The sequence below is a fragment of the Pseudoalteromonas sp. P1-8 genome (genome assembly GCF_001399985.1).
Taxonomy (GTDB): Bacteria; Pseudomonadota; Gammaproteobacteria; order Enterobacterales; family Alteromonadaceae; genus Pseudoalteromonas.
Map to the genome: position 1 here is coordinate 370,907 of NZ_LJSO01000001.1, position 21,680 is coordinate 392,586.

Genomic DNA, 21,680 nt, shown 5'->3' on the forward strand with positions numbered 1-21,680 from the left:
ATTAAGAGGGTCAGATGAAATTACCTAGCATTGTTTTAGCCTCAAGCTTTTGCTTATTAACAGCGTGTAGTAGTACAGAAAATAACACCGCTCCCCCACCACTTGCTTTGACGCAAAGTAATACGTTTACTCAAACCCCAGTTGAAACTCAACAAGAGATTTTTGCATTAAGCGAACATGTTAAAGAGCAACTTGATAGTGCTTTTCCAAAAGACAGCCGTTCATTGCAAAGCACTAAACGTTTGCTGAAGTTCCTACTGCAAAATGGCGATGCATCTTTATCTTATCAATCTGGTGCTACCTTAACCGCTAATCAAGCCTACTCAAATTTAAACGCTAACTGTTTATCGTTATCGATTTTAGCCTATAGCCTTGCTGACTACCTTGGCCTTGCAGGGCAATTTCAAAAAGTGCATATCCCAGAATATTGGGCACTTGATAATGGCTTTAATTTACTCACAGGCCATATCAACTTAAAAGTAAGTGAAGCTCAAAAACTTGTGGTAAATAGAAAAGTCATTTACCCAGAAGAGCGCTCTTTAGTGATAGACTTTGACCCTAACAGCCGCCAAGAAGCGTTTAAAACCAGCAACATCAATAAAGCCCGCATCACAGCAATGTTTTATAACAATAAAGGCGCAGCTGCGATGCTAAAACATGATTATGATACTGCTTTTAGCTACTACAAAGCAGCAGTTGATATTGATAGCAACTACTCAGGTGCATGGGGCAACCTTGGCGTGTTATTCAGATTAACGAGTGACTATCAAAGTGCTGAAACAGCCTACCAATACGCGATTAGTTTAGATCCTGATAACAATACCGCATTAGGCAATTTAGCAAGACTCTATAACCTGACCGATCGTAAAGAGCAAGGTCAAGCTATATTAGCCGAGCTTGATAAAAAGCGCCAAGCAAACCCTTATTACCATATTTCTTTAGGAAATGACGCCTATACAACCGCCCGTTATCAAGATGCCATAAAGCACTACAAAAAAGCCCGTGACTTAAATCCAACCCTGCATGATACTGATTTTGGTTTAGCGAGAACCTACTATCAATTGGGTGACTTAAAGCTGGCTAAAAAGTATTTAACTATGGCTAACAATAAAGCAGACTTTGATCATGATAAACAGCGTTATGAGAGTAAATTACAAGCGCTTCGCTCGCATACTGCAAAGCTTATTGATTACCGCTAGTGCTGTACTGATAAGCATTGGGCAAGCATTTGCCAATACAGACTTAGAACACGACATCATAACGCTAACATCGGCTCAATTTGCAGGACGAAAAACGAATACCGAGGGCGCGAAATTAGCCGCCGACTTCATAGTAGAGCGCTTTGTAGCACTTGGCTATTCGGTTAATGAACAAGGTTTTACTTATCAATCAGGATTCTTTGGCAAGGCTACAGGACGGAACATTATTGCGTCCCAAAATAGCCGCTGTGAAAACTGTAAAAAAGTTATTTTTACTGCCCACTATGATCACCTAGGGCAAAAAGGCAGTCGGCTTTATCCTGGTGCTAATGACAATGCCAGCGGCGTTGCCGCTTTACTTTATTTAGCTAAACACTTTGCACAAAGCCCCCAGCCCTATCAATTAGTTTTTGTTGCAACCGATGCAGAAGAAAATGGCCTACATGGTAGCGAGTACTTGGTATCGACACTTAATAAAGACGAAATCAAACTTAATATTAATTTAGATATGCTCGTTGTAAACCCACGAAAACCGCGTATCTATGCGTTTTTAGATAAGCAATCATTAGCGCAATATCAAACTGACATTAAAACCCTATCTGATGAGCATCTAACCTTTATGGCAACTAGCTCGTCAGCGAGGCTGAATCGATTATTTGATCTCAAAGTTGATTGGCGCAGAGCAAGTGACCATTATTCATTCGCTAAAGCCGGGATCCCATACATTTATTTTGGCATCGGACACGATAAACATCATCATCAAAGCACCGACACGGCGGCGCACATCGACTTTACATTGTTCGAATATGCCATGGCGAAAATAGCCCTATTTATTGAAAAGCTTCCAAGTTAGTTATTTGGGTAGTTCAGAGGTTAAAACAAACTGCCTTTTTTGTGCTTTGCTGAGCTTTTTTACGCTTATTTCTAGTTTAGTTGCTTCACTACGATTACCTACCTGCTGTTGATAGATAAGTGTTAAAGGCCCTTTGCCTTTGAGGTTTTTAGCCCCTTTTCCCGCTTGATGCTGCATAAAACGCTTTTCAACGTTAGTGCTGATCCCAGTGTACCAATGACCTAAACGTGTTTGCACTATATACAAATGCCACAGAGCCTCTGAATTTTCGTTGCTTTTTATAGGCTGCTGTAAACTTTCTGGGTTTGCTGTGGTCAAATCTGTGCCTCGTGATTGTGAATCGCATTTCAGTAAAAACAATTACTGAAAAGGGTTTTACCTTCTGTGACTAATCGGTATCATGCAGTGTATAAAAAATAAGGATTCAAACAAATAATGCAGTCGTTTAAAACTTTTTCTTTTTGGTTAGTACTTACCCTTACTTTAAGTGCTACAGCAGGGTGTTCAAGCTGGGTTTACCGAATCAACATTCCTCAAGGTAACTTCCTAGAGCAATCAGATGTAGATAAGCTTCGTGTAAATATGACTCGCGAGCAAGTACTGTATGTACTAGGCAAGCCTGTAGCTGAAGACTCATTTGATAAAAATACCTGGCACTACCTGTACGTATTCAACCTTGGTCGTAGCAACGAGCAACGAAAGTCACTCACTATTAACTTTGAAAACGATAAGCTTGTTTCGTTGTCGGGAGACTACGAACAACCTAGCGAATTTAATACGCCGCTTGAACAAGAGTAATAGCAGTGCAAATTATTAAGGGTAGCCTAAGCTACCCTTTTTTATGCTTTATTTAAAGGGCGACCGCCCGTCACTTTGTTGGCTCGGCCCTCTTCTTTGGCTTTTTCAGCCCGGCGTCTGCGTGCATCCTTTGGATCAGCAATAAGCGGTCGATAGATTTCTATGCGATCGCCATCTTTTACTTCTTGATGCAGTTTACAAGTACGATTCCAAATCCCAAGCGTTAGGTTATTTGCGTCTATTTCTGGGCACTTATCAATAATACCTGACTTAATCACCGCTTGCTCAGCTGTAGTACCTACTGGTACTTCTACCAGCAAACTGGTTGCCGTTGTTGGTAAAGCAAAAACCACTTCAACAGTGATCATGGGCGAACTCCATATACAGTTTTAGCACGTTGTGTAAATGCATTAACCATGTTCTTAGCGACTTCGTTAAATACTTTTCCGAAAGCCATCTCAATAAGTTTACTAGCAAATTCAAACTCAAGGTGAAGCTGAACTTTACATGCTTTATCGTCCAGCGGTAAAAAATGCCATTTACCTTGCAGCTTTTTAAATGGGCCATCGACTAAGCGTAGTGCAACAGTTTGCTCATCTATGAAGGTATTTTCGGTAGTGAACCACTTTTTTAAACCCGCTTTTGAGATTTCTAAACTGGCCGTCATGCCACTGGCTTGTTGTGTGACGATTTTAGCATCTGAGCAATGTGGTAAAAACTCTGGATAAGCATCAACATCATTCACTAAATCAAACATTTCTTTGCTGCTGTACATTACCAGCGCACTTTTTTCTATTTGCGGCATATTCACTCCCAACTTTGTCGGCGAATTTTAGCAAGCTTTGGCTATTTCCCCAAATTTTAGTAACACGAAAATATCTGCAAAGCCTTAAAAAAGCGATGTAAAAACGCTGTTTTTACGTATAATATGAGCCACTATGGCTAAGAAAAAATCATCTAAATCGACAAGTAATACCATCGCGCTGAACAAAAAAGCGCGTCATGAGTATTTTTTACACGATAAGTTCGAAGCAGGGGTTGAACTACAGGGCTGGGAAGTAAAAAGTATCCGAGCTGGTAAAGTAAACATCTCTGAGACTTATATTCACATTAAAAACGGCGAAGCATTTTTACTTGGCAGTCAAATTCAGCCTCTCAACAGTGCTTCTACTCACGTAATTTGCGATCCTTTAAGGTATCGTAAGTTACTTTTAAATAAGCGTGAAATCGATCGTCTTATCGGTGCTACAGAACGCGAAGGTTTTTCATTAATCGCGACTGCAATGTACTGGAAAAAATGCTGGGTGAAGTTGGAGTTCCACCTTGCTAAAGGTAAAAAGATGCACGACAAACGTGAAGACGGAAAAAATAAAGATTGGGCGCGTGAAAAAGAACGCCTGATGAAACATAAAGCTTAATTTATGAAATGAGCCTAACCTTTTTGGTAGGCTCGTACCCCTTACCAGCCCTGACTTTCCCTACTTAAGAACCTTAACCCCTTAATAAACCCATACTTTTTTGCTATTTCAATCTCCTGCATTTACATGATATCAATCTTTGTCGTGATTAATTCACAACACTTTCACAATTATACAAGGATTGAAATATATGAAGAACACCCATCGCTTTATACAACGACCTCTCTATGCATTTACAGTTGCAGCATTAGCAGGCACAAGTTTTATGTCAGCTGCTGCAGAGTCAGACGGAGCTGAAAAGGTCGAGCGTATTGAAGTTACAGGTTCTCGCATTAAGCGCTCAGATATTGAAGGGCCATCACCGGTTCAATCAATCAGTCGTGCAGACATCGATAACATGGGCTACGACAACCTACAACAACTATTAGAACGTATGCCAGTTGCAGGTAATGGTACTTTCTCTACTCGCGGTAATAACCAAGACTCTACAGCTAATGGTGCTGCAGCAGTCAGCCTTCGAGGCTTAGGCTCAGACGCAACATTGGTACTTATTAATGGCCGTCGTGTATCTATTAGCGCTTTTGCTGAAAGCATTACTAATTCGTTTGTTGATATCAACTCAATCCCTGTCTCTGCGATTGAGCGTATCGATATTTTAAAGGATGGCGCATCAGCTATTTATGGTTCTGATGCAGTTGCAGGTGTAGTTAATATTATCTTAAAAAAAGATATTAACGGCCTAGAGGTAAACCTTGGATATGGTGGCACTGACGGTCCTAACTACGAAGAAAAAACAGCAAGCCTAGTTTGGGGTACCAGTACAGAGAAAAGCAGCGCATCAATTATTATTGATTATTTTAACAATACCGCGCTCTCTTCTGATGAAATGGGCCGCCTAGGCACAGCAAACCAAGAACCATACGGTGGTATGGATTTTCGCTCATCCCGTGGCTTCCCAGGCTACTTCTATGTAGATGGTGAAAAAACCATTGATCCGGCCTGTCCGGCAGAAAATGCAACTGCAAGTGGCAGCTGCTTATTTGACTACGGCCCATATGGTTACGTAACTCCAGCATCTGAGCGTGTCGGTGCTATCTCACAATTTGAATATAACTTCGACAATGGTATTTCAGCTTTCTTAGAGGTTGCAGTACAACATAATACGTCGCAAGCTGCAGGTGCACCAACGCCTCTTGATGAAGACGCAGGCCTTACCGTGCCAGCAAGCCATCCTAACAACCCGTTTGGCCAAGATATCGAAATTGGTCGCTACAGAACGGTAGATGCCGGCCCTCGCCAATGGGATATTGAATCAGATACACTGCGTTTTGTAGCAGGTCTAAAAGGTGAGATCAGCGACTGGAGCTGGGAAGCCGCAGTGCAAAAAGGTCGTAGTAAATCAATGCAAACGGGTGACAGAAGCCAAGGTTGGGTGCGCACTGATTTCTTACAACAAGAAATCGATGCAGGTAACTATAACCCATTTGGTGGCACCTATAATGACCAAGCAGTGATTGATCGTATCACGACAAGCTTAGTGCGCCGTGGTGAGTCTCATATGACTTCATTTGATGCAAATATTAGTGGTGAAGCATTTAGCTTTGGCGATGACGTAGTAATGATGGCTGCTGGTATTGAATACCGTGAAGAAGATGTAAGCGATATTCCAGACGACCAATTCCAACGTGGTTTAATCTTTGGTACGGAGTCTGTATCAGCTGCTGCAGAACGCGACCAATACGCAGCGTATATTGAGTTTTCAATTCCTTTAGCGGATAACCTAGAACTGCAATTAGCGGGTCGATACGATGACTACAGTGATTTTGGCTCAACAACAAACCCTAAAGTAGCTGTTCGCTGGGCACCAACTGATTCAATCACTGTGCGTGGCTCATGGGCTCAAGGTTTCCGCGCGCCTTCACTGGCACAAATTGGTTTAGGTCCATCTGAAGAGAGTCAGTTCTTTGTAGATACTTACCGTTGTCAGGCAACTGGACTTGACTGTAATGCGCTTGATTACAATATCCAATTTGCGGGTAACCCGAACCTTGAAGCTGAAGAATCAGAGTCATGGAATGTGGGTTTCATTTGGGCACCTACCGCTGAATTTGGTTTTGGAATCGATGTATGGAGCATTACACAAGATAATAAGATTGACGAGCAAGAGTTCGGCCCTATTTACGATAACAACTGTAATGACCAAAACAGCACTGTGTGTGTGCGTTTAGCACCACAAAATGGTCAGAGTTTAGGTGTAATCCAAAAAGTTTACAGCACCTTTGAAAACGTTTCATCACAAGAGGTATCTGGTGTCGATGTATCGGCTAACTACACGCATGCGATGAACGATTATGGCTTCTTAAAATTCAATTTAGAATGGGCTTACCAAAACGAATTTAAGAAAGATGGCCGCGATTACACTGGCGAGTACCGTTACCCTGAAAACCGTTGGATTTTCTCAACAAACTGGGAAATGGGTGACTTCAATACTAATGTAAACGTTAGTTACACTGGCGAGTTTGAAGATACGCCAGATATCGACTTTGACGGTAATTTAGACTTTGATAGCAACACATCACGTATGGTTGATTCACAAACGCTAGTTGATTTACAAACTGCGTATAACTTCTCAGAGAAAATCAAACTTTCTGTGGGTGTGAATAACGTTTTTGATGAAGATCCTCCGTTTGCAATCGGTGATGGTGATGGCGACTTATATGGCTATGTATCAAGCGTACATAACCCACGTGGTCGTTATTTCTATACTAAGCTAACAATGCGCTTTAACTAATCTCGTTGAGCTTAAAAACAAAAACCCGCCAATTGGCGGGTTTTTTAATTCTTTAACTAAGGCCTAGATTATAGGTCGCCTTCGTTTTCAGAAAGGAATTTAGCAACACCTGCAGGGCTTGCGTCCATACCTTTTTTACCTTCAGTCCAACCAGCTGGACATACTTCACCGTGCTCGCTGTGGAACGCTAGCGCGTCAACCATGCGGATCATTTCGTCGATGTTACGGCCTAGTGGAAGGTCGTTAACTACTTGGTGACGTACGTTACCTTCTTCGTCGATTAGGAAAGAACCACGGAAAGCAACACCTGCTTCTGGGTGCTCAACGTCGTATGCTTGACAGATTTCGTGTTTAACGTCTGCAACTAGTGCATATTTAACTTGACCAATACCACCGTCAGCAACGGCAGTGTTACGCCATGCATTGTGTGAGAATTGTGAATCGATAGAAACACCGATTACTTCAACGCCACGCTTTTGGAACTCTTCAAAACGCTTGTCGAAAGCGATTAGCTCTGAAGGACAAACGAAAGTGAAGTCTAACGGGTAAAAGAAGATAACTGCTTTTTTACCTTTGATAGTTTCTTTTAGGTTGAAGTTTTCAACGATTTCACCGTTACCAAGAACAGCTGCTGCAGTAAAGTCTGGTGCCTGACGGCCAACTAATACACCCATTTTTATCTCCAAATATTTGAGTTTATTTCCAATTGCCTATGCAATACTCACTTAGATATGGTTACTAAAAATCAAAAACCAAGAGTAAGTATTGATAATTTGCAAGATAGTTTAATGAGGTTACAGACAAATGAACAATCGAAAAAAACGATATGCTTAATCGGAAAAATTGATTCGCTATAAACGTGGATTGAGATAACTCTATATTAGTGTGCAAATTGACCCACAGAACACAAAAAACCCAGCTTTTAGCTGGGTTCTTAAATGAATATCAATACAGACGCTTAGTCCATGATATCTTCTGGCATATCACCACGGATTTGCTGCCAGATTTCACCTGTTTGATGACCATATTTACGCATCATAGAAATCGCACCGTCATGCTCACGACGCTCAGCAAGCTCTGTTAGGTCTTTATAAAACTGACGCGCTAATTCACGAGTACGTGAATCAGAGAAGTAATGGCAGCCAATTTTTGAGTAGAAACCTTTAAAACCATTTAAGATAAGCACATAGATACGATTATTACCTGCTACTGCTAATTCATGGTGAACTTTATAATCGTAATCAGCAAATGCTTGAGCACTGTCTTCAAGTTCTTCACTTTGCGATAAAATTTCAATTACACGCTCTGGGGCAAGTTTAATAGCCGCACGGGTATAAATTGCGCTGATATTAGTGCGAGCAGAAAGTAATTGGTCTGTAAGCTCTGGCATTTTGTCTTCATCAAGACGTGCTAGCGTCTCTAAAATGTTAAGACCCGAGGTTTCCCAGAAGTTATTTACACGGGTAGGTTTACCGTGTTGAATCGTTAGCCAGCCATCACGGGCTAGACGCTGAAGTACTTCACGTAAGGTTGTACGTGTTACACCAATCAGCTCTGACAATTCACGTTCAGCAGGAAGAATTGAGCCAGGCGGAAAGTCACCATTCCAAATAGATTCAACAATGTATTCTTCAGCAAAACCTGCTGGGCTTTTCGCTTTAAAAATTCTCATCCAATTTCCACTTGAGTTAGCAACTACTTTTACCGCATTTGGTGTTCAACTCACTGATTGTACCAGATGATCAGCAACTAACAAGTAAACTAACTCCGCAGTGCATAAAAATCTGTAAAATCTCGATAAATAAATGACCTTTTGGATTAAAAGTACACCAAATAACAATACTTTCGGTATATTGAATTTCCAAATATTAACAATAACAACCAGCACTATTAAAAGGTACGGCCATGCAGCAGCGCGTTTTACCAGCAATATTTAAAAATTTTTTGGGGACTTCACCACAGTGGTATAAATACACCATTATTGCGTTTTTACTAATCAACCCGGTGTTATTTCAACTTAACTCTTATCTGGCAGGATGGGTGTTAGTGCTAGAGTTTATTTTTACACTCGCCATGGCGCTTAAATGTTACCCGCTACAACCGGGAGGCTTATTAGCAATTGAGGCCTTATTTATCGGCATGACAACCGCCGGCCAAGTTGAACATGAAATAGTGCAAAATATCGATGTGATCCTGTTACTTATCTTTATGGTTGCTGGCATCTATTTTATGAAAGACTTGCTTTTGTATATCTTCACAAAGCTGGTTGTTTCGGTGCGAAGTAAAACCGTATTGTCGCTGTCGTTCACGATTGCTGCGGCTTTTTTATCTGCTTTCTTAGATGCGTTAACGGTGATGGCCGTTGTTATTGCTGTCGCGATGGGCTTTTACAGTATTTACCACAAGGTTGCATCAGGAAAAGACTCTAGCAGCGAGCATGATATTAATGACGATAACCAAGTTCGCCCTGTCAATCGTCAAGAGCTTGAAGAGTTTCGTGCTTTTCTTCGTAACTTATTAATGCATGCATCAATTGGTACTGCCTTAGGCGGTGTTTGTACCATGGTAGGTGAGCCACAGAACTTGATCATTGCAGAGCGTGCTGGCTGGTTATTTGGCGAATTTTTCTTCCGAATGTTGCCTATTACTTTACCCGTTATGATTGCCGGTATTGCCACTACTTTCTTACTCGAAAAAACTAAAGCCTTTGGTTACGGCGCAAAACTCCCTGCCCCCATCCACACGATTTTATCGGATCATGCTAAAAAGCTTGAGAAAAAACGCACCACACGCGATAAAGTGAACCTAGGTATTCAAGCTTTCATTGCTGTTTGGTTGATCATAGGCTTAGCCCTTCACTTAGCCACTGTTGGTTTAATTGGTTTGTCTGTCATTATTTTTGCCACAGCCAGTGCAGGCATTATTGAAGAGCACCAATTAGGTAAAGCATTTGAAGAAGCCCTTCCATTCACTGCATTACTTTGCGTTTTCTTCTCTATCGTTGCCGTTATTATTGACCAGCATTTATTTACACCTGTGATCGCATGGGTGCTCACCTTTGAGGGTCAGCTACAACTAGTGATGTTCTTTATTGCCAACGGTATTCTATCGATGGTCAGCGATAACGTTTTCGTCGGTACTGTGTATATCAATGAAGTGGCAGCTGCGTTACAGGCAGGTCAAATTACCCGTGATCAGTTTGATTTGTTAGCTGTAGCAATTAATACCGGTACCAACCTGCCAAGTGTTGCTACACCAAATGGACAAGCTGCATTCTTATTCTTGCTTACATCAACATTAGCCCCTGTGTTAAGGCTATCTTATGGACGCATGGTATACATGGCGCTACCTTATACCATAGTGTTGACGATTGTTGGCTTGAGCATGACTTTATTCAGCCTTTCAGATATGACTGACTTACTGTATCAATGGGGCTTAATCAATCACCACAGCGGTGCGTTACCTGGCTCATTAGGTGGTCATTAGAACGATTATTTAAAACAATTTATTTGCAACAAAAAAGCCCGTTTGATGCGGGCTTTTTTGCTAGAGCTCTTTTTTGCTAGATAAGAGGCATTTAATCAAGTACTTTCGCGTCGTTTGCTTTATTAAGTAAACTACGGCTTTGCGTTAAGAAATGTGCAGTTGCATCAGAGAAGTATTCTTTTGCATCAGCAAATGCGGCAATCAATGATGCTTTATCCCCTGCTTTTAGCTTTTCTAGCGTGCCTGCAAAAGTATCTTGGTAATTGGCAAGTAGTGCTTCTACATCGTCGAATTGCGCTAACATGATGTCAGAGTAAAGCTCTGGAGATTGGGCAAATAAGCGCCCTACCATCATTAACTCTAATTGATAAATGGGTGATGAGCAGCTGCGAAGCTCTGCAAGAGTATGGCTTTGCTTGGCAAGAAACTGGCCGTATACAAAGGTTGTTAAGTGGCGCATAACCTGAATGATCTGCATTGCTTCATCGTGTTTTTTAGCATCCATTTCAACTACTTGACAGCCCCAAACTTGTAGTTGTGCCATTAACCCTTTAGCCACTTCATGATCTCGCCCTTCACACACGACGACCGTTTGCTTTACCCAGTGTGAAATATCTGGGCCAAACATGGGGTGTAAGCCAACTACTGGGCCGCTATGAGCCGCCATAAGTGCTTTTAAAGGCTTTTGCTTAACAGAGGTAATATCAACCAGCAAACAGTCATCATCAAGTGTTGGCAATGCTGCGACGACTTGCTCAAGCGCATTAATTGGCACACTGACAAGAACCAATTTTGCCCCTTTTAATATCGTTTCACTTTGTGCTTGCTGTGCTTTATCTAAAATACGCACTTCATAACCTGAACGAGTAAACTGTTGTGCAAACAACTGGCCCATTGCACCTTCACCACCAACAATTACAATAGGTGATAACTGAGGCGCAACACAAGCAAGGCTACCTTGCTGATTCTGATAAGCTTCACGCATCATACGGCGTAGGATGTCCTCAACTAACTCAGGGTTAACCCCTTGTGCGATTGCTTCTTGACGACGTGCCGCGAGTAAATCAGCCTCGCGATCAGGTGCATGTAATGGAGCACCGATTTGTTGCTTAATTGCGCCTATTTTTTCTGTAATCCCATTACGCTTTGCCAGTAATGCCACCAATTGCGCATCACATTCATCTATTCCTGCTCTTAAATCAGCTAGATCATTCACTGTTACCACGTTACCACACCTCAAACCCTTAAAACGTAAATATTTATATACAAAAAAGTAAAGCTTTTAATACAAATTATAGTAACAGGATAACAGCCAAAGCACAAAGCCCTAACGTGCATGTAGCATAGCTCATAAAGGGATAACAGATAATTTAGAAGGGAGTATTTCTCAGGGGAGAGAAATTTTTTTGTGGTATAAAAACCAAAACGGGTTGCAACCTAAGGCTGCAACCCGTTTTATTTTGCGTTGTAAAACAGCGCGTATTAGTTAAGTTTTTCTCTAATACGTGCAGATTTACCAGAACGCTCACGTAGATAGTAAAGTTTCGCACGGCGAACTGCACCGCGACGTTTAACTGAGATACTATCGATAAGAGGGCTGTGCGTTTGGAATACACGCTCAACACCTTCACCGCTCGAGATTTTACGAACTGTGAATGCTGAGTGAAGACCACGATTACGCTTAGCGATTACAACACCTTCAAAGGCCTGTAGACGCTCTTTGTTACCTTCTTTTACACGTACCTGTACAACTACTGTATCACCAGCGCCGAATGCTGGTACGTCTGTTTTAAGCTGCTCTTCTTCAAGCGCTTTAATAATATTTTGGTTTACTTTTGCCATTATATTTCTCACTTTCCTAGGTGTAACTGTCTTCTAGCCACAAGCTTGTTGGTACTCTTGCTGAAATTCAGCAAGGAGTGCCGCTTGCTCCTCAGTCAGAGCTAGGTTATGCAACAAGTCAGGACGACGAAGCCAAGTTCTACCAAGTGATTGCTTTGTGCGCCACTTAGCGATTTCTTGGTGGTTTCCGCTGAGTAATACAGCAGGCACCTGTTTATCATCCAATGTCTCTGGCCGTGTATAGTGAGGACAATCAAGCAAGCCATTCGAAAATGAATCCTGCTCAGCTGACTGGTTATGACCTAACACCCCTGGTACTAATCGTGCTACTGCATCAATTAGCGTCATCGCGGGTAGCTCACCACCACTTAAAATAAAATCACCAATTGACCATTCTTCGTCAACGTATGATTCTATAATTCGCTCATCTATACCTTCATAGCGACCTGCAATTAAAATCAGCTTTTCTGATTGTGCAAGCTCGCTTGCACCTTGCTGATCTAATTTGCGCCCTTGCGGTGACATATAAATTACTTTTGCACCATCACCTGCCGCTTTTTTAGCGTCAAGGATAGCTTGTTTCAATGGTTCAACCATCATTAACATGCCAGGACCGCCCCCGTAAGGACGATCATCCACAGTTCTATGCTTATCAGTAGCATAGTCACGTGGGTTCCAACAGTTAAAGTCGATTAGACCATTTTTAACTGCGCGACCTGTTACCCCTTGGGTGGTAATCGCATCAAACATGTCCGGGAAAAGGCTTATCACCCCTACCCATAGCGAACTCGTTTGTGACATTAAAACCCTGGGTCCCAGTCTACGGTAATTTCTCTTGCATCATGTTTAACTTCTTTAATAACAGAATCTGTTAAGAAAGGAATTAAACGCTCTGCTTGGCCAAATGCATCTTTTTTGTTTGCTTTCACAACCAAAACGTCATTTGACCCTGTCTCCATTAGGTCATCAACAGTGCCTAAGTTATAACCCTTATCAGTTACAACAGACATGCCGATCAGATCTCGCCAATAGAATTCACCTTGCGGTAATTCTGGTAGCTGCGCTGCATCTACTGAGATTTCTGCATTGGTTAAAGCCATTGCTTCGTCTCGGTCGTTTACTTGCGCAACTTTAGCGATAAAGCCTTTGTTGTGGCGACGCCAGTCGACCACTTCTAAGGTCTGCCATTTACCTTGTTGCCCTATCAACCATGGGCTGAAATCGAAGATCCCTTCGGGATCATCAGTAAATGAATGCACCTTAAGCCAGCCCTTTATACCATACGGGGCACCGAGCTTTCCTACTGTAATATACGAGGTGTTCTCTTGACTCATGGTTACTCTTACGCCTATTAAGCCGCTTTACGAGCGTCTTTAACTAACTTAGCTACGCGATCTGAAAGAGATGCGCCTTGACCTACCCAGTGATCAACACGAGATAAATCTAAACGTACTTTTTCTTCCTGACCAGAAGCGATTGGGTTAAAGAAACCTACTTTCTCGATGAAGCGACCGTCACGCGAGAAACGGCTATCCGCAACCACAATTTGATAGAAAGGGCGTTTTTTAGCGCCACCACGTTGCAAACGAATAGTTACCATACCGTCCTCTACATTAGATTGACTGTTTTCATTAATAAGATTTACTCCCCAGTACGGGAAGCTGGGGAATTGTACGAGTTTTTTGCAACATTGCAAGTAAGAACTGCTGCAAAATGTAAGTTTAGTTGATTAAACACTGATCTGGGCTTTAAATCTTACATGCAGCTAACAACTACGCATAAATTATCTACAAAAAAAGGAGCTATATGCTCCTTTTTATACACTTAATAGACAGCACTATTAAAATTTAGGGCCGCCACCCATCATACCTGGTGGTAACATGCCTTTCATGCCGCGCATCATTTTCTTCATGCCACCTTTGCCTTTCATCTTCTTCATCATCTTCTGCATTTGCGTAAATTGCTTAAGCAGTTTATTGATTTCTTGCACCTGAGTGCCAGAACCTGCAGCAATACGTTTTTTACGTGAGCCTTTGATGATTTCCGGGCGAGCACGCTCTTTTGGCGTCATAGAGTTGATGATAGCTTCCATTTGTACGAAAGTTTTATCACCCATCTGGCCTTTTACAGCGTCTGGTAGGTTTTGCATGCCTGGCAGCTTATCAAGCATCGACATCATACCGCCCATGTTCTTCATCTGACGAAGTTGCTCAGCAAAGTCATCTAATGTGAAACCATCACCTTTAAATACTTTTTCGGCAACTTTAGCGGCTTTCTCTTTATCTACTTTCATTTCGACTTCTTCGATTAATGAAAGTACATCACCCATACCTAGGATACGAGAAGCAATACGGTCAGGGTGGAATGGTTCAAGAGCATCAGTGCGCTCACCTACACCCATAAACTTAATTGGCTTACCGGTAATATGACGAATCGATAATGCAGCACCACCACGGGCATCACCATCGGTCTTAGTTAAGATCACACCACTTAGAGGAAGCGCCTCATCAAATGCTTTTGCAGTGTTTGCCGCATCTTGACCTGTCATCGCATCAACAACGAACAAGGTTTCGATTGGGTTAATCGCGCTGTGAAGTGCTTTGATCTCGTCCATCATGTCGTTATCGACGTGTAAACGACCTGCGGTATCAACTAATACCACATCAATGAATTTCTTCTTCGCGTGCGAAATCGCATTGTTTGCGATATCAACCGGCTTTTGTGAAATGTCACTTGGGAAGAACTCAACACCCACTTCATCAGCCAGTGTTTCAAGCTGTTTGATTGCTGCCGGGCGGTAAACGTCAGCACTCACAACTAATACAGATTTCTTTTTACGCTCTTTTAAGAATTTAGCTAGTTTACCAACACTGGTCGTTTTACCAGCACCTTGTAAACCCGCCATCATCACGACCGCTGGCGGCTGTGCATTAAGGCTTAGCTCTTCATTAGCTTCACCCATGGCTTTTTCAAGTTCTTCACGAACAATCTTTATAAAGACTTGGCCAGGGCTTAAGCTCTTTGTTACTTCAACACCTACAGCGCGTTCTTTAACTTGCTTAACGAACTCACGAACAACAGGTAATGCTACGTCCGCTTCCAAAAATGCCATGCGGACTTCGCGTAATGTATCTTTTATATTGTCTTCAGTTAGGCGTCCGCGGCCACTGATATTTTTTAAGGTTTTACCTAAGCGTTCTTGGAGATTCTCAAACATGTAAAGGTTCCGATAAAACGTGTTGCACCTGCAATGTACATAAATCAAACAAGTTTGGCGACAATACAGGCAATATTAAAATTTAATTCCTAGCAGTATACCGTAAATGGTGGTCGACAATACAGTGTTCAAGTGTGCAGTTTGAGTTTCTTTTTACAAACTCTATGCTTTTGCCTTGCTATAAAATACAATGGCATCAAAGAGACAAGGATTTATCGATATAAATTAAGTGGCCAAAACACGATGATTATTAGTTTAACTATTATTGCTAGTTTGTTTTATGTGTTAGCAACGTCACATGTGCTATCACGCCTTTTTCACAAACAAGGTCCAAGCCAAAAACTCACAGTCATTCTTAGCACTGTGGCTATCCTTGCTCATATGCTATTACTGGTTAATTCAGTTTTTCGTGCTGACGGCCAAGATTTAAGTATCGTCAACGTTGCCTTATTAACCTGTTGGGTCATTGTGGTGTCGGTGACTGCTGTGTCTCTCAAATTCCCCGCGACTTTATTGTTGCCAGTTGTTTATGGTTTTGCAGCCTTACTGACTCTTGCCAGCTTGTTTATACCGCATCATGTGATTTTACAGTCAATCGATGTTGAGCTTGGTTTAGTTACTCACATATCGTTATCACTGCTAGCCTATTGTGTTTTGATAATCTCAACACTCTATGCTGTACAGTTCTACTTTATTGATAAGCGCCTAAAACGCAAAGACTTAGCAATTGTACACAGCCACCTCCCTCCTTTAATGGTGGTTGAGCGTCAGCTTTATCAATTACTCACGCTGGGTACTATCTTACTGACTTTTGCTCTCCTTTCTGGGTTCATCTTCTTAGAGGGAATGTTTGCCAGTGAGTTTATCCACAAAACGGTTTTATCGTTAATTGCTTGGCTAATTTTCACTGTGGTCACTGTAGGTCATTTACGCCAAGGCTGGCGTGGTAAGCCTGTGGTATTTTCGATCATGATAGCCGCTTTTATCTTGTCACTTGCTTATTTTGGCAGCCGTTTCATCCAAGAAGTGGTTCTAAATAAGTTTTAACTTGACTCAGCAAGCTGTCTCTAGCTTAATATGCACTGATTTATAAAAAAAGGATCCATCCTTGGACGACATATCGACTAGTACCCTGTTTATTATATTGGGATTATTGATACTTATTTCTGCTTATTTTTCTGGTTCTGAAACTGGAATTATGTCAATCAACCGTATTCGCCTGCGTCATCTTGCTAAAGAAGATCACCGTGCAGCGAAGCGCGTCAGCAAACTATTAAGTCGCCCTGACAGACTCATTGGTCTGATCTTAATTGGTAATAACCTTGTAAATATCGCTGCAGCACAGGTTGCAACGATTATTGGTATTCGTTTGTATGGTGATCTCGGTATCGCTATTGCAACCGGCGCGCTAACACTGGTTGTTTTAATCTTTGCCGAAGTAACGCCAAAAACACTTGCTGCGCTATACCCAGAGAAGGTTGCTTTTCCAAGCTCAATTGTACTTAAAGGCCTTTTGAAAATCCTTTTCCCGTTTGTGGTTATCGTAAACTGGATGACCAACGGCATGTTACGCTTGTTTGGCATTACCACAGCACAAATTGAAGAGCACAGCTTAAGTAAAGAAGAATTAAAAACGGTGGTGAACGAATCAGGTGCACTATTACCTGCTCGCCACCAAAGCATGCTGACTTCAATTTTAGATTTAGAGCAAGTCACTGTTGAAGATATCATGATCCCACGCAACGAAATTGTTGCTATTGATATCAATGATGATTGGAAGCTTATCAGCCGCCAACTTACTCATGCACAGCACACCCGTGTACTGTTGTATCGTGACCAAATTGATGATGCTGTTGGCTTTATTCACTCACGTGATGCACTGCGTCTATTAACGAAAGAGCAGTTTGATAAACCATCACTACTGCGTGCGGTACGTGAAATCTACTTTATTCCTGAAGGCACATCACTGAACACGCAACTACTTAAGTTTCAGCAATCAAAAGAACGTATTGGCTTAGTTGTCGATGAGTATGGTGATATTCAAGGTCTAGTAACCCTTGAAGATATTCTTGAAGAAGTAGTGGGTGATTTCACTACAACGCAAACGCGTACACCGAGTGAAGAAGTAACAGAGCAAGATGATGGCTCAGTACTTGTTGATGGTGGTGCCAATATTCGTGATTTAAATAAAGAAATGGGTTGGGAGCTACCGATTGATGGCCCGAAAACGCTAAGTGGTTTAATTGTTGAATACTTAGAGGACATCCCAGACTCAAACCTAAGTTTACGTATTGCCGGCTACCCTATTGAAGTTATCGAGATAAAAGAAAATATGGTTAAGTTAGTTAAAGTTATTCCAAGTAAACGTACAGAATAATTTTCTACACCATCTAAACAAAAGGAGTAGCTTGCTACTCCTTTTTTGTTACTTATAGCTGAATTACCTCTGAAGATTCACATTTTATTAGCTATCCCGCACACCCGAACTCGAATTCCTCTACTATTATTTTCTTTTGCATATATTGATATAAAAGGGAAAATAATGGACGAAATATCAATCGAGAAAATCTACAACCAAGCTATCGAATTGCTGATGCTTTACGGGCCAAAGTTTATCCTCGCAATACTGGTCTTGATCATAGGTTGGTGGTTAATTGGTAGAATTGCCAATATGGCCGAAAAATCAATGAATAAGGTCAAGTTCGAAGTTGGCCTTACGCACTTTTTAGTCTCCTTTATCTCGGTCATTTTAAAAGTACTGTTGCTGATATCTGTTGCTTCTATGATTGGCATAGAAACCACGTCGTTTATCGCAATGCTAGGTGCTGCAGGCCTTGCGGTCGGCATGGCTCTTCAAGGTAGCCTTGCTAACTTTGCAGGTGGCGTGCTTATCCTGTTCTTTAAGCCTTTTAAAGTTGGCGATGTAATCGAAGCGCAAGGCTACATGGGTACAGTTGTTGAGATACAAATCTTTGTCACTGTTTTACTCACCTACGACAATGAAAAAATCATTATTCCTAATGGCACGCTATCAAATGGCTGCGTTAAGAATAAGTTTTCAGAGCCAACACACCGCGTAGCTATCGAATTTGGCATTAGTTATGGCGATAATGTTCATAAAGCCCGTGATGTGCTTATGAGCGTGCTTAATGACTATGATTTGATACTAAAAGATATAGAAGATAAAAAACCATCGGTTCATGTTAGCCAGCACGGTGAAAGCCATATTGGCATGTTGGTATGGGCATGGGTTGAGTCTGATAACTACTGGCCAGTGTATTTTGGCTTATACGAACGCGTTAAAATTGCCTTTGACGCCGCTGATATCACTATTCCATTCCCGCAAAGGGATGTTCACATTCACCAGTTCCCTGGTAAATAGCTAACAAAAAGCCCGCTAATTGATGCGGGCTTTCTATTTATGCATTAACTAAATAAGCGTTCAAACCAGTTTTTGTCTAAATCGGCTTCACACTTTTTAAGTTGTGCGCCATAGCGGCTAGCTCGATGTTTAACTTTATTAGCAACGCTCATTAGCCATTTTTTACTTTTATAAGTGCCTCGCTTATAGCCGCCCCACCCTTCGTGGTAATTTAGGTACTGCGCGTAGGCGTCCCATTTCGATATACCATTTACTTTATGAGTTTTGTAAACGAACCAGGCCATAAAGTCGATAGCATCATCAAAATCATCTCTGTCTGCACCGCTGTTACCTGTTTCACGAATGTAATCTGACCATGTTGGGGTTTTTGCTTGAGAGTAGCCATATGCAGAGCTAGCACGTCCGATTGGAATTACCCATAAGAAGTATTCCATTGGTGGCGCTGCATCATGGCGGAATGAGCTTTCTTGATACATCATGCTCATTAGCACATGTTTTGGCGAACCCCATTTTTCTTGTGCATCACGAGCATCGTAATACCAGTCAGGTTTTTCTTCAAAAATCTTACATATATCATGAGGTTGCTCAGGGGGAGCCGTTGCACAACCAGCCAAAGATGCGGCCAGCGATAAAATAATTATACTTTTTTTCATTTTTTTATGGATCTCGCTGAACTTTTTCTCATCAGGTCAGTCTGAACTTATGAATGCAGCAGTATAGCATTGTTTCATCCCTGAAGAATCTTTGACGCAGCCTCCCTAGGCTGCGTTTTTTTATGCCTTCACAATACTAAGCTTTAGCAAAATAGTCATCTAAAAATGCAGTGAAAGATACACTGTCTGCTGCTTTAACTTCACGCTCTTTAAGTACAGAGTCAGTCGCTTGCTTTGCCAAAAATGCTTGATCATAAAATTGGTAATCAGCATCAAGGTGGCTTTGCTTGTACTGCTGTGCAAGTGCTAAAGCGAAATGACCATTATCTTGGTTCTCTTTTGCCAGCGCACTAACATATTTGCCAGAGAAAGTTTTACTTGGATTGTTCACCCAAGTTGCAAGCTCAGCTATGGTTTCGCTGTAATAACTCACGCTATATGCATTATCCATGTAACGGGCAACCTCAGATAGCTGAGTAAAAATTGTCTCGGCCCAATCAGTTAGACGCACCATCTCACCCTGCTTGTTGAGCATTAGCTCTGGGTCTCGACCTTCATTGACAACCGCATCAAGGTTAGTTGTGCTTAATTTTTGCTCTTGCCAATCCATTTCTGGCGAGTCATTCAAGAGGCAATAAGTTAAGAATACGTCTAAAAAACGAATTTGTTGTAAATCGATACCCGTTTCGCTAAACGGGTTAACATCAAGCGCACGTACCTCGATGTATTCTATACCGCCGCGAAGTAATGCATCGGTTGGTGTTTCGCCCGATGCTGCATTGCGCTTAGGACGAATTGGCGAGTAAAACTCGTTTTCGATTTGCAGAATATTTTTATTTAACTGCTTTGGCTCAGCACTCGTGTAGTCATCTATATGACCATAAATATCTGATGGTGTATGAATCGCCTCTTTTAAGCCTGCTACATATTCTTCGAGTGAGTTATACATAACACGTAAAGACGATTGTGCACTGTTAGTGTAACCAAGGTTACCCAAACGCAGCGCTGTGCCTACTTCTAAATAAAGAGTACCTTTACCTAGCTTTTTGAATGGTAAATCAGTTTCGCGCCCTTGTAAGAATGAACTACATAATGCTGGTGATGCACCAAATAAAAAGCTGATCAACCAAAGCTCACGCTTAAAGTTACGAATAAGCCCTAAATAGCCATTCGAAATAGACTCAGCTAATGTACCTTGGTTGCCGTTTAAGCTATACAGGCTTTGCCATAAGCTCTCTGGGAAAGAGATATTAAAATGCACACCGGCAATGGCCTGCATCATGCTGCCATAACGGTTCTTTAAGCCTTCACGGTAAAGTGTTTTCATGCGGCCAATGTTTGAGTCACCAAACTGTGCGAGTACAATGTCATCTTGATGTTCAATAAAGCATGGCATACTAATCGGCCATAACAGCTCATCGTCCATCTGCGATAAGGTGAACTTTTGCAAGTCTTTTAGCTGCGCGAGTGTTTGCTCTGCAGATGTACTAACCGGCGTGATAAATTCTAATAATGATTCTGAAAAGTCAGTGGTGACATGATCATTCGTTAAAGCGCTACCAACGCCTTGTGGATGACCTTGCTGTGAGATAACACCACTTGGTTTTATCCTTAATGCTTCTCGCTCGATACCACGTTGAATCCCATTAATTGCGTTAGGAAATTGTGCCGTTAACGCTTCTAGCGTTTTATTTAAATCATGTTTTATCAAAAATGCTTCCTCGAGCCGCGTGGCTGTAATCCTAAGTGTATGGGGGCAAAAAACAATTACTCAAGTCAGAAATATCAGTTTCATTATTTGCCCATACACTTGAAGCTCAATCTTGCCATTGTGAGTCACAATATACAATTGCTTTGGTGGCACTTCATTGTTGCTAAAACAGTTAAAAATACAATTTAGGCTTTTTCCTTGAGGATATTAGACCTTTTAACTAATATAAAAGACTGAGGCTAAACATAATAATTCAGGCAAGATATTGTTTCAGATCAAAGGGAAGATGAAATTATTAAAAGTTTCACAGTTAACACTATGTCCCCCCTT

The 21,680-nt window shown here is 41.6% G+C and carries 22 protein-coding genes; 9 read left to right on the top strand and 13 right to left on the bottom strand.

Going from position 1 to position 21,680, the window contains the following annotated elements:
* Window positions 1–14: 14 nt before the first annotated feature.
* Window positions 15–1,199, top strand: coding sequence for a tetratricopeptide repeat protein (locus AN213_RS01640; RefSeq protein ID WP_055197020.1), 1,185 nt, complete (start codon window positions 15–17; stop codon window positions 1,197–1,199).
* The gene (locus AN213_RS01645) at window positions 1,141–2,052 is read left to right on the top strand and encodes a M20/M25/M40 family metallo-hydrolase (protein WP_160316763.1); all 912 of its coding nucleotides are present in this window, start codon (window positions 1,141–1,143) and stop codon (window positions 2,050–2,052) included. Before AN213_RS01640 ends, AN213_RS01645 begins: the two co-directional genes overlap by 59 nt.
* Here the strand turns inward: AN213_RS01645 and AN213_RS01650 are convergent, their stop codons facing one another.
* Window positions 2,053–2,370 carry a GIY-YIG nuclease family protein gene (locus tag AN213_RS01650; protein ID WP_055197023.1) on the bottom strand — a complete coding sequence of 106 codons (318 nt, stop codon included), beginning with the start codon at window positions 2,368–2,370 and terminating at the stop codon, window positions 2,053–2,055.
* A 117-nt stretch (window positions 2,371–2,487) separates the two neighbouring features.
* Between AN213_RS01650 and AN213_RS01655 the strand changes: the two genes are divergently transcribed.
* Window positions 2,488–2,850: an outer membrane protein assembly factor BamE gene (locus AN213_RS01655; protein WP_054551724.1), complete on the top strand. Its 363-nt coding sequence runs from the start codon at window positions 2,488–2,490 to the stop codon at window positions 2,848–2,850.
* Between the two features lie 41 nt (window positions 2,851–2,891).
* On the opposite strand, the gene AN213_RS01660 is transcribed toward AN213_RS01655, so the two are convergent.
* Window positions 2,892–3,218, bottom strand: a complete 327-nt coding sequence (locus AN213_RS01660; protein ID WP_055197025.1) for an RnfH family protein — start codon at window positions 3,216–3,218, stop codon at window positions 2,892–2,894.
* Entirely contained in the window at window positions 3,215–3,655 is a 441-nt protein-coding gene (locus tag AN213_RS01665; RefSeq protein ID WP_054561884.1) for a type II toxin-antitoxin system RatA family toxin, read from the bottom strand. The genes AN213_RS01660 and AN213_RS01665 overlap by 4 nt, the downstream gene beginning before the upstream one ends.
* 133 nt (window positions 3,656–3,788) lie before the next feature.
* Between AN213_RS01665 and smpB the strand changes: the two genes are divergently transcribed.
* Together smpB and AN213_RS01675 are read left to right on the top strand one after the other, a co-directional pair.
* Window positions 3,789–4,268, top strand: coding sequence for an SsrA-binding protein SmpB (gene smpB, locus AN213_RS01670; RefSeq protein WP_054551727.1), 480 nt, complete (start codon window positions 3,789–3,791; stop codon window positions 4,266–4,268).
* A gap of 265 nt (window positions 4,269–4,533) precedes the next feature.
* The gene (locus AN213_RS01675) at window positions 4,534–7,059 is read left to right on the top strand and encodes a TonB-dependent receptor (protein WP_235575475.1); all 2,526 of its coding nucleotides are present in this window, start codon (window positions 4,534–4,536) and stop codon (window positions 7,057–7,059) included.
* A 68-nt stretch (window positions 7,060–7,127) separates the two neighbouring features.
* On the opposite strand, the gene AN213_RS01680 is transcribed toward AN213_RS01675, so the two are convergent.
* Both AN213_RS01680 and fadR read right to left on the bottom strand, forming a co-directional pair.
* A complete protein-coding gene (locus AN213_RS01680) occupies window positions 7,128–7,733 on the bottom strand; it encodes a peroxiredoxin C (protein ID WP_054561886.1) in 606 nt (201 codons plus the stop codon).
* A 284-nt stretch (window positions 7,734–8,017) separates the two neighbouring features.
* On the bottom strand, window positions 8,018–8,731 hold the full coding sequence (fadR, locus tag AN213_RS01685) for a fatty acid metabolism transcriptional regulator FadR (protein WP_054561887.1): 714 nt from the start codon (window positions 8,729–8,731) through the stop codon (window positions 8,018–8,020).
* A gap of 233 nt (window positions 8,732–8,964) precedes the next feature.
* Between fadR and nhaB the strand changes: the two genes are divergently transcribed.
* The gene (nhaB, locus tag AN213_RS01690) at window positions 8,965–10,545 is read left to right on the top strand and encodes a sodium/proton antiporter NhaB (protein ID WP_055197027.1); all 1,581 of its coding nucleotides are present in this window, start codon (window positions 8,965–8,967) and stop codon (window positions 10,543–10,545) included.
* A gap of 91 nt (window positions 10,546–10,636) precedes the next feature.
* Here nhaB and tyrA read toward each other — a convergent pair whose 3' ends face one another.
* From tyrA to ffh, 6 genes are all read right to left on the bottom strand, one after another.
* Window positions 10,637–11,770: a bifunctional chorismate mutase/prephenate dehydrogenase gene (tyrA, locus tag AN213_RS01695; protein WP_055197029.1), complete on the bottom strand. Its 1,134-nt coding sequence runs from the start codon at window positions 11,768–11,770 to the stop codon at window positions 10,637–10,639.
* Window positions 11,771–12,027: 257 nt separating this feature from the next.
* Window positions 12,028–12,387, bottom strand: a complete 360-nt coding sequence (gene rplS / locus AN213_RS01700; protein WP_054551733.1) for a 50S ribosomal protein L19 — start codon at window positions 12,385–12,387, stop codon at window positions 12,028–12,030.
* A gap of 33 nt (window positions 12,388–12,420) precedes the next feature.
* Window positions 12,421–13,188: a tRNA (guanosine(37)-N1)-methyltransferase TrmD gene (gene trmD / locus AN213_RS01705; protein ID WP_054551734.1), complete on the bottom strand. Its 768-nt coding sequence runs from the start codon at window positions 13,186–13,188 to the stop codon at window positions 12,421–12,423.
* Entirely contained in the window at window positions 13,188–13,721 is a 534-nt protein-coding gene (gene rimM, locus AN213_RS01710; RefSeq protein WP_054561890.1) for a ribosome maturation factor RimM, read from the bottom strand. The genes trmD and rimM overlap by 1 nt, the downstream gene beginning before the upstream one ends.
* A 17-nt stretch (window positions 13,722–13,738) precedes the next feature.
* Window positions 13,739–13,987, bottom strand: coding sequence for a 30S ribosomal protein S16 (gene rpsP / locus AN213_RS01715; RefSeq protein WP_054551736.1), 249 nt, complete (start codon window positions 13,985–13,987; stop codon window positions 13,739–13,741).
* Between the two features lie 240 nt (window positions 13,988–14,227).
* Window positions 14,228–15,604, bottom strand: coding sequence for a signal recognition particle protein (gene ffh, locus AN213_RS01720; RefSeq protein WP_054551737.1), 1,377 nt, complete (start codon window positions 15,602–15,604; stop codon window positions 14,228–14,230).
* A 243-nt stretch (window positions 15,605–15,847) separates the two neighbouring features.
* Between ffh and AN213_RS01725 the strand changes: the two genes are divergently transcribed.
* The 3 genes from AN213_RS01725 (at window position 15,848) to AN213_RS01735 (ending at window position 18,986) form a co-directional block, all read left to right on the top strand.
* Window positions 15,848–16,651: an inner membrane protein YpjD gene (locus AN213_RS01725; RefSeq protein WP_054551738.1), complete on the top strand. Its 804-nt coding sequence runs from the start codon at window positions 15,848–15,850 to the stop codon at window positions 16,649–16,651.
* A 61-nt stretch (window positions 16,652–16,712) separates the two neighbouring features.
* A complete protein-coding gene (locus AN213_RS01730) occupies window positions 16,713–17,981 on the top strand; it encodes an HlyC/CorC family transporter (RefSeq protein WP_130051057.1) in 1,269 nt (422 codons plus the stop codon).
* 165 nt (window positions 17,982–18,146) lie between these two features.
* Window positions 18,147–18,986: a mechanosensitive ion channel family protein gene (locus AN213_RS01735; RefSeq protein ID WP_054561892.1), complete on the top strand. Its 840-nt coding sequence runs from the start codon at window positions 18,147–18,149 to the stop codon at window positions 18,984–18,986.
* Between the two features lie 44 nt (window positions 18,987–19,030).
* Here the strand turns inward: AN213_RS01735 and AN213_RS01740 are convergent, their stop codons facing one another.
* Together AN213_RS01740 and gshA are read right to left on the bottom strand one after the other, a co-directional pair.
* The gene (locus AN213_RS01740) at window positions 19,031–19,639 is read right to left on the bottom strand and encodes a hypothetical protein (RefSeq protein WP_054551741.1); all 609 of its coding nucleotides are present in this window, start codon (window positions 19,637–19,639) and stop codon (window positions 19,031–19,033) included.
* 136 nt (window positions 19,640–19,775) lie between these two features.
* A complete protein-coding gene (gene gshA / locus AN213_RS01745; RefSeq protein ID WP_055197031.1) occupies window positions 19,776–21,350 on the bottom strand; it encodes a glutamate--cysteine ligase in 1,575 nt (524 codons plus the stop codon).
* Between the last annotated feature and the right edge of the window lie 330 nt (window positions 21,351–21,680).

Coding starts and splice junctions, on each gene's coding strand:
- AN213_RS01640 (WP_055197020.1), top strand. CDS start 15: ATGAAATTACCTAGCATTGTTTTAGCCTCAAGCTTTTGCTTATTAACA.
- AN213_RS01645 (WP_160316763.1), top strand. CDS start 1,141: ATGAGAGTAAATTACAAGCGCTTCGCTCGCATACTGCAAAGCTTATTG.
- AN213_RS01655 (WP_054551724.1), top strand. CDS start 2,488: ATGCAGTCGTTTAAAACTTTTTCTTTTTGGTTAGTACTTACCCTTACT.
- AN213_RS01660 (WP_055197025.1), bottom strand. CDS start 3,218: ATGATCACTGTTGAAGTGGTTTTTGCTTTACCAACAACGGCAACCAGT.
- AN213_RS01665 (WP_054561884.1), bottom strand. CDS start 3,655: ATGCCGCAAATAGAAAAAAGTGCGCTGGTAATGTACAGCAGCAAAGAA.
- smpB (WP_054551727.1), top strand. CDS start 3,789: ATGGCTAAGAAAAAATCATCTAAATCGACAAGTAATACCATCGCGCTG.
- AN213_RS01675 (WP_235575475.1), top strand. CDS start 4,534: ATGTCAGCTGCTGCAGAGTCAGACGGAGCTGAAAAGGTCGAGCGTATT.
- AN213_RS01680 (WP_054561886.1), bottom strand. CDS start 7,733: ATGGGTGTATTAGTTGGCCGTCAGGCACCAGACTTTACTGCAGCAGCT.
- fadR (WP_054561887.1), bottom strand. CDS start 8,731: ATGAGAATTTTTAAAGCGAAAAGCCCAGCAGGTTTTGCTGAAGAATAC.
- nhaB (WP_055197027.1), top strand. CDS start 8,965: ATGCAGCAGCGCGTTTTACCAGCAATATTTAAAAATTTTTTGGGGACT.
- rplS (WP_054551733.1), bottom strand. CDS start 12,387: ATGGCAAAAGTAAACCAAAATATTATTAAAGCGCTTGAAGAAGAGCAG.
- trmD (WP_054551734.1), bottom strand. CDS start 13,188: ATGTCACAAACGAGTTCGCTATGGGTAGGGGTGATAAGCCTTTTCCCG.
- rimM (WP_054561890.1), bottom strand. CDS start 13,721: ATGAGTCAAGAGAACACCTCGTATATTACAGTAGGAAAGCTCGGTGCC.
- rpsP (WP_054551736.1), bottom strand. CDS start 13,987: ATGGTAACTATTCGTTTGCAACGTGGTGGCGCTAAAAAACGCCCTTTC.
- ffh (WP_054551737.1), bottom strand. CDS start 15,604: ATGTTTGAGAATCTCCAAGAACGCTTAGGTAAAACCTTAAAAAATATC.
- AN213_RS01725 (WP_054551738.1), top strand. CDS start 15,848: ATGATTATTAGTTTAACTATTATTGCTAGTTTGTTTTATGTGTTAGCA.
- AN213_RS01735 (WP_054561892.1), top strand. CDS start 18,147: ATGGACGAAATATCAATCGAGAAAATCTACAACCAAGCTATCGAATTG.
- AN213_RS01740 (WP_054551741.1), bottom strand. CDS start 19,639: ATGAAAAAAAGTATAATTATTTTATCGCTGGCCGCATCTTTGGCTGGT.